General features: G+C 58.9%; 11 protein-coding genes. All 11 read right to left on the minus strand.

Going from position 1 to position 12907, the window contains the following annotated elements; translation table 11 throughout:
- Positions 1-117, minus strand: a 117-nt coding sequence (locus tag AB7E65_RS08595; protein ID WP_428745667.1) for an RNA chaperone Hfq, incomplete at its 3' end; no start/stop codon positions are given.
- Between the two features lie 11 nt (positions 118-128).
- Positions 129-1073 carry a tRNA (adenosine(37)-N6)-dimethylallyltransferase MiaA gene (gene miaA, locus AB7E65_RS08600; protein WP_428745660.1) on the minus strand — a complete coding sequence of 315 codons (945 nt, stop codon included), beginning with the start codon at positions 1071-1073 and terminating at the stop codon, positions 129-131.
- On the minus strand, positions 1073-2980 hold the full coding sequence (gene mutL, locus AB7E65_RS08605; protein ID WP_428745661.1) for a DNA mismatch repair endonuclease MutL: 1908 nt from the start codon (positions 2978-2980) through the stop codon (positions 1073-1075). Before mutL ends, miaA begins: the two co-directional genes overlap by 1 nt.
- A gap of 89 nt (positions 2981-3069) precedes the next feature.
- Complete coding sequence (locus AB7E65_RS08610) at positions 3070-3990, minus strand: ExeA family protein (protein WP_072287369.1); 921 nt, start codon at positions 3988-3990, stop codon at positions 3070-3072.
- Positions 3991-4108: 118 nt separating this feature from the next.
- Positions 4109-6535 (minus strand): hypothetical protein, encoded by a 2427-nt coding sequence (locus AB7E65_RS08615; protein WP_428745662.1) that lies wholly within the window; start codon positions 6533-6535, stop codon positions 4109-4111.
- A 179-nt stretch (positions 6536-6714) separates the two neighbouring features.
- Entirely contained in the window at positions 6715-7428 is a 714-nt protein-coding gene (locus AB7E65_RS08620) for a pseudouridine synthase (RefSeq protein WP_320360985.1), read from the minus strand.
- A 41-nt stretch (positions 7429-7469) separates the two neighbouring features.
- On the minus strand, positions 7470-8054 hold the full coding sequence (gene scpB, locus AB7E65_RS08625; RefSeq protein WP_320360984.1) for an SMC-Scp complex subunit ScpB: 585 nt from the start codon (positions 8052-8054) through the stop codon (positions 7470-7472).
- On the minus strand, positions 8041-8805 hold the full coding sequence (locus AB7E65_RS08630; RefSeq protein ID WP_428745663.1) for a segregation and condensation protein A: 765 nt from the start codon (positions 8803-8805) through the stop codon (positions 8041-8043). Before AB7E65_RS08630 ends, scpB begins: the two co-directional genes overlap by 14 nt.
- Positions 8806-8808: 3 nt before the next feature.
- Positions 8809-9492: a site-2 protease family protein gene (locus AB7E65_RS08635; protein ID WP_428745664.1), complete on the minus strand. Its 684-nt coding sequence runs from the start codon at positions 9490-9492 to the stop codon at positions 8809-8811.
- A 69-nt stretch (positions 9493-9561) separates the two neighbouring features.
- A complete protein-coding gene (locus tag AB7E65_RS08640; protein ID WP_428745665.1) occupies positions 9562-12201 on the minus strand; it encodes a CBS domain-containing protein in 2640 nt (879 codons plus the stop codon).
- A 92-nt stretch (positions 12202-12293) separates the two neighbouring features.
- Positions 12294-12907: dihydroorotate dehydrogenase (locus tag AB7E65_RS08645; protein ID WP_428745666.1), on the minus strand; the 614-nt coding region annotated here is incomplete at its 5' end.

A 12907-nucleotide genomic window follows, 5' to 3' on the forward strand; every position in this document is an offset into this window, starting at 1 on the left:
GGACTTGATAAAGCCGTCCAGTTTGTCACCGGACATCATGATAATGTTTACCCGCACACGCTCCTTGCGGGCCTGGTTCAGATACTGATCTTGAATGTTAAACGGCGTCTTGGACATAGCCACTCCTTTTATGCAGCATAAAAAAAACTGTCAATTAACTTTAATACCTTAGCAAACTCTGCAGAGGAATCAAGCCAAATTATCGATTTAACCTTTCGAAACCACGTCAGCTGGCGCTTGGCGTATCGTCGCGTATCGCGTTGCATAAGCCGAAGCGCTTCATCCAGAGGCAAAACCCCTTTGAGATACTGAACCATTTCCCGATACCCGATAGTCTGCATGGCCCTGGAATCCTCCGGCAGCCCCGATGCGAGCAGCAGCGCGACTTCCTGTTCCAGGCCAGCATCCAGCATCTGTATAACCCGCTGGTCGATGCGCGCGTACAGATCCTCGCGAGGCAGCGTCACGGCCAGTGTCAACACGCGAAATGGCGATACCTGACCGTCCTGCTCGGCCTGTACCTCTGAAAGCCGGCGGCCGCACAGTGCGTGAACCTCCAGACCCCGCACAATGCGCACCAGATCATGGGGGTCGAGACGCTGGGCCAGAACCGGATCGATGTTCTGCAGCCGCGCATGCAATGTCCCCTTGCCACCCTGCTCCTCCAACTGCAGATAGGACTCCCGCAGGGCGGAATTTCCGCCGGGGACATCGACCAGGCCGTGCAGCAAAGCCTGTATGTACAATCCGGTGCCGCCAACGACCAACGGCAGCCGGCCTCTTTGCAGAATATCGTTCAGCGCCCGGCGTCCCTGACAAACGAAATCGGCAGCGGTAAAACTCTCATCCGGATCCACGACATCTATCAGATGATGGCAAACAGCGGAACGTTCGGCAGCGGATGGCTTGGCCGTTCCAACATCCATCCGGCGGTAAACCTGCCGCGAATCGGCGGATATGATTTCCACCGGCAGATGATCGGCCAGTCGCACGCCCAGAGCCGTTTTACCCGCCGCCGTCGGTCCGCACACAACGACAACCGGCGGACGGGTATCCTGTGTATCCGTCTTCATCAGGCCCTCTTGAAAAGCCGCTCCACATCACTCAGGGACCAGCTTATACAGGTTGGGCGGCCATGAGGACAGTGACTGTTGAACGGGGTTTGATCCAGAAGTTCCAACAATGCCCGCATTTCTTCCTGAGCCAGTTTCTGATTCGCCCGGACCATGCCGTGACAGGCCATTCTGATCAAAACCGTCTCCATTTCGATTTCCACCAGCCGGCTTCGGCCCATAACAGCCAGATCCTCGGCCAGATCGCGCACCAGCTGCTCGATGTCGGACTCTCTCAACAGTTGCGGAATTTCCTTGAGCGCGTAGGCGTTGCCACCGAAATGGTCGAGACAGAAACCGAGACGGGCAAAAGTGTCCTGATGCTCCTTGACGGCCTGGGAGAGACGAAAATCGAATTCGAGCACCTTGGGAAACAGCAGCATTTGCCGTTCGACCCTGCCGCAAAGGTACTGCTGTTTCAGTTGCTCGAAGCCGATGCGCTCATGGGCGGCATGCTGATCGACAAGCACCAGATCCATGCCGGTCTGGCATACCAGATAACTGTTGTGGTACTGCCCGAGGATCCTGAGACTGGAAAAAAAACCTTCGGATCCAGGGCCATCTACGCGCATCTGCCCTTCCGGCCCGTCAAACAAACCGGCGGCGTTACGGGGAGGATCCTTTGCCGGAGACACACGTTGCTCTGCTGCCACGGTGTAGCGGGGAGGGATCTCCTGCACGCGGGGCTTGTCCTGGGCGGGAAGGTCCGCGCGCTCCCTGTTTGTCCCGGCGGTCCTGCCTGTCGCAACGGGTGCGGGAGGCCGGCTGGCATCGGCAAACCCAGTCAGAACCGGGGCTGGCTGAGGCTCGTCCCCTTGACCAGCAGACCCGCGGGACAGGACGCCCTCGACAGGCAACACTGCTGCGGGTGGCGCCGGTCCGCGCAGACGGCTTCGCAGTGCCTGCACGATAAAGTCATGCACCGCGCTCTGTTCCCGAAAGCGGACTTCATGCTTGGTCGGATGCACATTGACATCAACCTGCGATGGCTCGATATCAAAAAACAGCACGACCACCGGATGCCGGCCCCGGGGCAACAGGTTGCGGTATGCGTCACCGAGGGCATGCTGAACCACCCGGTCGCGTATATATCGGCCGTTGATGAAAGTGTAGACGCCGCCGAGCCCCGCCCGGTTCAGGCCGGGCTGCGAGATAAGCCCGTGTAACCGCAGGCCTTCGGGAGTCTGTTGATCCATATGGATCATGCTGCGCACAGCTTCTCTACCCAGTAGTTCGGCGACCCTTTCAACAAGGGTTTTCTGCCGATTGACGTCCCAAAGCACGCGCCCGTTATGCACGAAACGCAGACACACCTCCGGGCAGGAAAGGGCCAACCGGGTCAGTGTTTCGCCGATGTGTCCCAGTTCCGTTTCATCGCGTCGGAGAAATTTGCGCCGTGCCGGCGTATTGAAAAACAGGTTGCGAATCTCGATACTGGTTCCCGGAGCCCCGCCTGCGGCGGCCGAGTGTTTAATCATCCCGGCCTCTGCCAGAATCTCCCAGCCCTCCATGGCCTCGGCAAGCCGGGTGCGCAGAACCAGCCTTGATACCGCCGCGATGGAAGGCAGCGCTTCGCCACGGAAACCGAGCGTCGTCAAGCGGAACAGGTCCTGTTCCATGCGCAGCTTGCTGGTCGCATGTCTTTCCAGACACAAAAAAGCGTCTTCGCGCGACATGCCACTGCCATTATCCGTTACCCGGATCAGACGCTTCCCGCCATTTTCCACTTCCACCTGGATGCGGTCGGCGCCGGCATCAAGTGAATTTTCCACCAATTCCTTGACCACCGAAGCCGGCCTTTCAACGACCTCTCCGGCGGCAATCTGGTTGCACAGGGATTCTGGCAGTATGTGAACCTTCTGGGACACCTGTCCTCGCTATTTCGGGAAGCAGTACGGATCACCGATTCTTCCACGGAGGGCCAGCCTCCGGATTGAAACGGATAAAAAGGCAGGATTCAGAATTTCCGTTCAAGGGAATCGAGCATCTCGTCAATATCCCCGATGTCGTCGATATCCTCGGAAGGTTCCGCCTGGAGGGTGGTCGAAAAGGATTCGGACCTCTGCCGCGACAAGCCGAGATCGCCGGCAACGGTTTCGACGATCGGCAGCGTAACCCGGTCGTGTTTCTGCAAAAAAGCCTCAAACAGACAATTGTCACAGATGGTGTTGATCAGCCGCGGCACTCCCCCCGCATAGCTGTGAATAAGAGGGATGGTCTCGGGTGCCATGATGTCATCGATGGCTCCGGCAACCTGCAGACGATGGCTGATATACGCCTCGGCGGTGGCATGGGTGTAGGACTGCAATCGGTATTTGACGGAAACCCGCTGGGCAAGGGGTTCATCCAGGCGCAGACAGTCCTCCACCTCCGGAAGACCGAAAAACAGGATGTTGAGCAGTTTCTTTGCAGGAATCTCCAGATTGAGCAAGCCGCGAAATTCTTCCATAAGCTCCCGTGTCTGCAGCATTTGTGCCTCGTCGATCAGCACTACCGCCTTACGTCCGGAAGCCTCGATTTCAATAAGTCGGTCATACAGCTGTTTGAGCAGGGCCATGCGATCCGGGGCCGGTGCGTCAACCCCCAACTGCAAGGCGATGCGGGTCAGAATCCATTCGGGAGTCACTCCGGAATGTACCATGACCAGCAGTGACGCCACGTAGTTTTCTTCATCAAGAAAATCGAGCATGCGTCGCGCCAGGGTCGTTTTCCCCGTACCCACACCCCCGATAACCACCGCCAGGCCCTTGTTTGAATCCACAACATGCATCAAGCGCAACATCGCCTGACGATGCTGCTCGCTGTTGTAGTAAAACCGTGCATCCGGCGCGTTGGAAAAAGGTTCCCGATCCAGCCCGAAATGCTCAAGATAACTCATCTACCCACCCTCAATCGTCCCGCCTGTCGACACTGTTTATCCGGATTTCCGGACAAAAACACCCGGCTGCCGGCAAAAATGCAAGCAACCCGCAAACGCGGCCGGACCCGGAGAACAACTACAAATAGGAAACCCTGCTGCTGCCGGACCCGCCGGAAGCTCCGCCAGCCCCGCCGCCATCATCCAGCCCAAGCTCATCACGCAGCCTGCAGATGTGGTCCCCGACTTCGCGATAAGATATATCGGTGTCGGCCACTTGCTGGAAACTGTCCAGAGCATCCAGCGGACGGCCCCAGGCAAGATAAAGCTGTCCGAGTTCAAAATAGAGATTTAATCGATCGCTTTCGGCAAGCCCTTCCTGGTGCAAGCCTTGTTTGAATAGTTCGGCAGCCGCCTCGAACTCTTCCTTGCTGATCAGACAGACCCCTGTGAGTGTCAGCGCATCGATGAAACGGCGCGGATGCCCCATGGCCTTTTTGAATTCTTCCATGGCCTCGTCGAACAGCCCCATTTCCTTGTAAGCGATGCCAAGATCGAAATGGGTTTCGCAATCGTCCTGCGCCACAGCATCCTCGATCCCTTTTCTGAAAGCAGAGATGTTCCCTTGCAGTCTGCTGTGTTCCCTGTTTTCCTGAACCGTTCGCGAGGCCGAGGATGTGCCGCCTGCCTGCGAGCTGCCGGAGCCAGCAACGGGCATGGACGGCTTTTCGGCCAACCGCTGCTCGACTTGCCGCAACATTTCGTCCGCTTCCTTGCAGTGCGGGTGCGTTTCAAGCAAGGCCTGGCATTTTTGCCGGGCATCCTCCAGAAAATCCTGCTGCAGATAAAACTCGGCCTCCTCCAGATCGCTGGTCAGGTCCGGCTCGTCATCATCCTCCAGATCGAAGGAATCCATTTCAAATACGGCACCCAGTTCGCGCTGAAAATCGGCCAGTTCCCCGTCATCGCCGGAAGAGGCTGTTTCGACCTGGCTGTCATCAAACAGGTTGGCATCGGCATCAGCAGCTTCGATGGGGCCACTATCCCCGGCCCCCACCACATCAAACTCCGAACCGTCGCGCTCCGGGCCATCCTGGAGGTCTTGCTCTTGCCCGGATGCCGGAAGCAGCTCCTCTACCAGACTGGCCTCCGGCAAATCCTCTTCGGAAGCGTCATCCGCCGGCAGGTCCAGTTCAAGTTCGAGATCAAATGCGAGTTCGATCCCGGTTTCCTCCTCCCCATCGGGCGAAGCCACTCCGGAAACATTGTCGGCCATTCCGTCAAGGTCAAGATCGAGGCTATCATCGGCATCCGCCGGCAACGAGGTCATGTCCCCGGTGGGCCAGGTGTCCTGCCCGGGAGCCTGGTCCGTGGAAGAATTCTGCTGCGCCGACTCCGGCACGACTGCCCCGTCGGCCAAAAAATCGTGGCTTTCCCCGGAATCGAGCAGATCGCTGCCAAACCACTCGCCAGGGGCATCCGACTCAGCGCCGTCAGCGTCTGACGGCTCGGACTGAAGCTGATCACCGGAAAGCAGATCGAACAGCTTGGACCCCTCTCCGGTATTTTCATAGATATCGTGCAGGGTCTGTCGCACCCGGTCGTCTTCGCCGCAGGTGCCCTGCAATTGCTCGTAGAACGCCTTCAGGGTGGCCAGGCGTTCCCCTTCAAGAAACCCCGCTTTCCACTCCTCCAGTCGATCGAGAGCCTGACGGTCGTCGCCTGTGGCCAGACAGGCCCTGACAAATCCCTCGCGGTAATCGAGATTCGCCTCCTCCTCTGTCAGCAACCCCTCGTAAATCTGGCGTTCAGCGGCATAATCCTCCAGCGCGCGATAAGCCCGGGCCCGCAACGCCAATACCACTTTGTGCTGCGGGTGCCCCTCGGTGTTTCGGTCCAGCAACGCCAGCGTTTCTTCCGGCTGGCCACAGGTCAGAAGCACCTGACCCATCTCGATGGCCAGCGGCATATCATCGGGCAGACAGGACTGCACCAGATCCTTGAACCGGAGAGCTGCCGCGGCATTCCCGAGCTTATCAAGCAAAGCCAGTGCTTCCTGCAGTTCGCCCCGGGCCTTGTCCTGAGAACCGTACTGGAAGCAAGCCTGACAGATCCGCAACCGCAAGGCACTGTTTTCCGGATCGAGCTCCTTCATCTTTTCCAGAACTTCGATCAGCTCTTCGCCCTTGTCGGAGGATTCGAACAGTTCGGCCAGCTGCCGATACTCCCCCAGGGCATTTCCGATCAGGCCCTGTTTTTCATTCAACTCGCCAAGCCGACGATAGACCTTCGCCAGGGAGGGATCGATCTTCTGCATCTGCTTGTAAACGGCAATGGCCTTGAGATAAAAGCCATTATCCGCATAGGATTTGGCGACGGTTTCGTAGGCCTCCAGGGATTCATCCCGGCAGCCTGCGCGACCGAGCAACTCAGCGAGCCGCTGGCGGGTGCGGACATCCTTGGGATCGGTTTCCAACACCTTCTGGAAATCCCTGGCAGCCTTGAGCCACTGCCCTTTTTGAATGTTTTTTTGCGCTGCCTGAAGCAGCTTATCCTTTTTGGACAAAGCCATCCACCCGTTGTATGAAGGTTAATTGACAGAGGGTCAATTTAAACCAGTTTCATCCGACCTGTCAAGCACCACAGGAAATCGGAAAACTATGGAAAAATGCTTGTTTTTCAAGATTAAACAGTGGCCGGCAAAACAAGCGTCGAGGTCATGCACCGGTTGCGGCATGGGCCCTTTTACAAGGCCTTCAGACGCGCCACCTCGGCAGGGCTCAATTGCCGGCACTGTCCGGGACGCAACGTCCCAAGGTCGAGAAACGCATAGCGGATGCGCTTCAGCCGGCTCACCGGGCAGCCGACAGCCTCGCACATGCGCCGGACCTGACGGTTGCGCCCCTCGTGAATCGTCAACTCCAGCCAGGTGTGACTGCCCGCCTTGCGAACATTCGACACCTGCGCGGGAGCGGTCGGGCCATCTTCAAGCAAGACCCCCGCCTCCAGTTTTCGGCGCGATTCGTCGGACAGGCTCCCCTGCATTCGCACCAGATAGGTTTTACCCACCTCGTGGCGCGGATGGCTGAGCCGCCAGGCCAGGTCTCCGTCATTGGTCAGCAGCAACAAACCTTCGGTATTGAGGTCCAGGCGGCCTACAGGGTACAGGCGAGCGTTGATTTTTCCCAGCAGGTCGGTGACCACCGGGCGCCCCTTGGGATCACGCCGGCTCGTAACGTACCCGATCGGCTTATACAACAACAGGCAGACCGGCGCCTCGGGCCGTGGCAGCGGGCGCCCGTCAACCAGGATGCGGTCCCTGTCCGGATCGGCCTGCTCACCGATTTTGGCAACCGTGCCGTTGACGGTTACGCGCCCCGCGGCAATCCATTCTTCGGCCTTGCGGCGCGAGGCCAGACCGGCAACGGCAATCAGTTTTTGCAATCGCTGTTTCATCATGAATGTTTTTTATCCGTTCTCCGTCAACCCGACGTTTTACGTCACGGTTCTGTCTGGGGTTCCGATGACTCGGCCTCGAAGTCGAGCAGCAGGGTTTCGCTTTCAGCGGTCAGCTCGGTGAACTCCTTCAGGCTGGGCAGATCCTCCAGCGAGCGCAAACCGAAAAACTCCAGAAATTCCCGGCTGGTACCATACAGCAGGGGCCGCCCGGGCATATCCTTTTTGCCCGCGATTCGTACCAGGCGTTTGTCCAGCAGGCTCTTGATCACGCCTCCGGAGTCGACACCGCGCAGGTACTCGATATCGGCCCGGGTCGCGGGTTGCCGGTAGGCAATGATGGCAAGCGTCTCCAGCGCGGCGCGGGAAATACGCGCCGGGCGGCTGACCTGCAGGCGGCGGATATATTCGGCATGCTCGGGACGGCTGCGCAGCTGATACCCATCGGCCAGCTCCGCCAGCACAAACCCTCTTCGGGCGCGGCGGTATTCTTCCCGCAGTTCATCCAGCGCTTTGGCTACCATGCGGGGCTCGACCTCGGCAGCCAGTGCGAGCTGCTCGATGCGAACCGGGCCCGGCGCCGTGAAAAGCAAGGCTTCCAGAACAGCTCTGAGGTCAGCAGTATCCAAAGGATTCGTCCTGCAACGGCAACTCCCTTTGACCGTCAACCACACCGGGAAACAGCCAGATGGCGCCGCAACGGCAGTTCTGCATAATGCGCACCAGGCGCAGTTTCACCAATTCGAGCACGGCCAGAAAGGTTACCACCAGTTCTTCCCGGGTGAGTGGACCGGGCAACAGGGTTTCAAACGCCAGACTTTGACAATCCTTTAAAGCCTCAAGCACCATGGCAACCCGCTCGGCGACCGACAATCGTTCCCGCACCACTTGATGAACCGGTTCCGGCGAAACATCCTGCAGCAGCCGTTGTAAAGCCTCCGCCAGTTCAAAGACGCCGACGGGTTGCAGTTCCGCATCGCCGGCCTGCAGTTCGGACGGCACGACGCAGGCGCGGCCGAACACATCCCTGCCCAGCATCGGACTGGCATCGAGAACGGCAGCGGCATCCTTGTAGCGCTGATATTCCAGAAGCCTGCTGACAAGTTCGGCACGGGGATCGATGTCCTCTTCGTCGGGCTCCGGATCAGGCGCCAGAGGCAGCAACATGCGGGAATTGATATGCACCAGCGTCGACGCCATGACCAGAAACTCGCCCGCCACATCAAGATTGAGAGCCCGCATGGCGTCAAGCGCCTGCAGATACTGGGAGGTTATTTCGGCAATGGGGATATCGTAAATATCCATTTCGTGCTTCTTGATCAGATGCAGCAAAAGATCAAGCGGCCCCTTGAACATCTCGAGTTCGATTTCATACGGCATAGGCTAGGACCTGAACAAAATGGCAAAAACCTTCTGCACCAGCACCAGTTGAGGCCCGGTCAGCAGCGCCGTCAGAAAACCGACCGACGGCCACAGCACGCGTTCCGCCAAAGGTGAAAAAAAGAACAGAATGATCACCACGAAAAAACCGAACGGTTCGAGCCGTGCCATGGCCGCGGCAGCCCGTTCGGGCAACAGCCCGGCCAGAACGCGCCCGCCATCCAGCGGTGGCACCGGAACGAGGTTGATGATCATCAGCACCAGATTGATATACACGCTGAAAGCCACCATCAGGGTGAGCGGCTCCAGCAGCATGGCCAGCGCCGACATGCTGGTCCCGTTTGTCGGCATGCGTCCCAGCCCCCTGAGCAACAGTGCGGAAAACAGGGCCAACCCCAGATTGGCGGTCGGACCGCCTAGCGCAACCCAAAGCATGTTGCGTCGAGGATTTGGCAGATTGCCCGGATTGACCGGCACCGGGCGTGCCCATCCGAAGCCAATGAAAAACAGCAGCAAGGTGCCGACAGGATCAAGATGTTTGAAGGGATTGAGGGTCAACCGGCCAAGCAGGCGGGCGGTCGGATCGCCCAACCGGTCGGCCACCCAGCCATGGGCGACCTCGTGCAGCGTAATAGCCAGCAGGCCAGGCACCAGTATGATTGACAATTTCTGAAAAATTATCTCCATCAATTCTCCGCACCGAACAATAACCCGCTTCGGTGTCTTTTAGCAAAAGGCCCGGGATGGGTCAACAAATTAGCCGGCAAGCAGCCTCCGCACCAACCGCAATTCGTCCTCGCGCGTGGACACCAGGCCATCCAGACGGGCCGCAACCAGCTTGTTGAGAATCTCCCCGTAGCGCGGACCGGGCTTCAGTCCCATGGATTGAAGATCCCGCCCCCCTATCAGGCTGACCACCGAGCGCAGATGGGTGACAAAGTGTGACATCAGGCGTCGTGCTTCTTCATGTTCGGTCCGCGCCATGCCGTAGAGCAGGGCTTCGATAGGAAGCTCCCGCAGCATCCGGTAAACTTCGCTATTGGACAAGTTCCGACGTTGGGAGCAGCGCCATTCAAGCTGATGCACAATCCGGTGCACCGTCTCCCGTTCGGGACCGAAAAACTCCGCGTAGCGTGGCGGCATGCCGAGATGCCGCAGCACCTGATTCACTTCCGACTCGTCAAGCCCGGAAAACAGGCACAGGAAAAAAACCTGCCAGCGCTGGCAACCCTCACCGGTATAGAGCAGCTCATACCAGTCCACGGTCCGTTTCGCGGCAGCCAGCAGCCTGTTGATCTCCGACCGGCAGGACATGCGGGGATGGATATAGGCCAGCAGCCCCAACTCGTCAAGGCGGGCGATGGCCGGCAGAGGATCCGGCTCTCGAAGGATGAGCAGCATCTCATTGAACACCCGCGGGCCGCTGACTTTTTCCAGGAATCCCATGCGCACCGCACTTTTGAGCAGATGCTCGGTATGCCTGCCGAGCTGAAACGCCAGCCGCTGTTCGAAACGGATGGCGCGGAACATGCGTGTCGGATCTTCGACAAAGCTGAGGTTGTGCAGTACCCGGATGGCTTTTTCCCGCAGATCGCTCTGACCGCCGAAATAATCGAGAAGTTCCCCGAAATGGGCGCGATTCATGGCGATGGCAAGGGTATTGATGGTAAAATCCCGCCGGTAAAGGTCGAGTTTGATGGAGGCGGTTTCCACCGTCGGCAAGGCGCCCGGCTCCAGGTAGTATTCGGTGCGAGCCGAAGCGACATCGATCTTGAACCCGTCGGGAAAAACCAGCACGGCGGTGGCGAATTTCCGGTGTGCCCGCACCCGGCAGCCATGCCGTCGCCCAAACTCTTCGGCAAAGCCGATGCCGTCCCCTTCGACGACCACATCGATATCGAAATTCTCCTGGCGCAGCAGAAGGTCCCGCACAAAGCCGCCGACAACGAACACGTTTTGTCCCAGAAAATCACCAACCTCGCCGATATGGAACAGGAGTTTCTGCAGCGGTTCGCGCAATTGGTTGCGCAGCAGATGCGCCACCACGCGTCTTTTCAGCGTCAGACCGTTGCCAGGCTCGCCGATCCCCTGGCGCCGGCGCGCCACCGCTCCCGAAACCATATGGTGCAACAGGTCGGTACGCGTCAGGGCGCCGATCAGCTGGCCGTTTTCCACCACCGGCACAAAACGCTGATGCCGCCCGACGATCAGGTCCTGCAGCTCCCGCAGAGAGGTTTCCGGCCTGACCGAAGCAAAATCGCTGTTCATGTACTCGGCGACCGGCACACTCTCCAGCAGGTGGTGCGCAGCCTTTTCGGCGACCTGTCGGGTAATGATGCCGACAACCCGTTCTCCGTCGAGAACCGGCAGGGCATTGATGTTGTAGCGGGTCAGAATCTCCCGCACCTGGGCGATGGTATCCGCGACCTGCACGGTTTTCACCGGCGAAAACATGATATGACGCGCTTCCCAGTGCGGATTGACATGGCGCCTCAGCACGGCCGGCAGTTTTTCCAGGACCTGCACCAGCGTCATGTCCCGGACCGTGGCCGAAGCGGCAAATCCGTGTCCGCCGCCGCCAAACTCCTCGAGAATATCCCCGGCCGGCACTTCGGGAATACGCGAACGGCCAACCATGAAGATGCGGTCCCCCATGCGCACCGCCACGAACAGCGCATCCAGGGTCTTCATATCCTTGATTTTGTGCGCCAGTATCGCCAGGTCGCCGACAAAATTATCGATGGAAGCGTGGGCGATATGGATATCCACACTGTTGACGTTGATGGCGGTCAGAGATTGCAGCAATTCGTGCAGCAGGGACACCTGGTCCGACGTCAACTCCTGAACCAGAAAATCGGACACCGTGTTGAGGTTGCCGCCGTGTTCGACCAGATAGGCGGCGGCCTGGTAATCGGCGGCGGAGGTGGCGTGAGAAAGCAGCTTGCTGGTATCCTCGTACAGGCCGAGCAGCATCATGGTGGCTTCATCGGGGGTGGGATGGATGCCGCGCTCCATGAACAGATGGGTCAGAACCGTCACCGTCGAACCGACCGGACGAATCACTTCGACACTGCCATGCAGGGCGTGAGGTTTGTTGGGATGATGATCGTAAATATGAACTTCGACACCTGGACGGGTGGCCACTTCGCCAAAAGGCCCGATGCGCTCGGCCTGACAGACATCGACCAGAATCAGCCGCGTGATGGCATCCAGATCGATATCCCGGATGCGCTTGAACTCGTAGGCATAAAAGGCGCTCTGCATGAAAAACTCGCGCAGACCGCGCTCCTGCGCTCCGGCGAACACCATCGCAGCATCGGGATAGAGGCGCCGGGCGGCAATCATGCCGCCCAGGCAATCGAAATCAGCGTTGATATGCGTGGTTATGACGTCCATACAGGATCACCGGTTGCTATGAAAAAACGATCGGGACAGACCCGCGGGCCCTTTGGACAACCGCAAACAACCGGCACCTGTGCGCGCCATTGTCAGGATACGCGCAGAGAACCGATAACCTCGTTGATATCGTCCACCCCCTGGGTGCGGCAATAGTCCTCCAGTCCCGCGACAATTCCGGGCATTGCCCGGGGATCGACAAAATTGGCTGTCCCTACCTGAACGGCGCGAGCTCCGACAATCAGGAACTCGAGCGCATCCTCGGCGCAGGTGATGCCGCCGACGCCAATGACCGGCACCTTCACCGACTGTACCACCTGATAAACCATGCGCACCGCCACCGGACGAATGGCCGGCCCGGACAGCCCACCGGTCAGGTTGGCCAGCCGCGGTGATCGACGGCGGACATCGACCGCCATGCCGGTCAGGGTATTGATGCAGCAGATGGCATCCGCACCGGCCTCTTCGACCGCCCGCGCCATGATCGTGATATCGGTGACATTCGGCGTCAACTTGACGATCAGGGGCTTGTCCATATGGCGGCGGACCAGCGACACGACCTCCGCGGCAGCCAGCGGATCGGTACCGAACACGATACCGCCTTTTTTGACATTGGGGCAGGAGATGTTGAGTTCCGCCGCGGCGACTTCGGGCAAGTCCGACAGGCGCCGGGCCATTTCCCCGTATTCTTCCAGGCTGTTACCAA

Source organism: Syntrophotalea sp., assembly GCF_050253115.1.
Lineage (GTDB): Bacteria > Desulfobacterota > Desulfuromonadia > Desulfuromonadales > Syntrophotaleaceae > Syntrophotalea > Syntrophotalea acetylenica.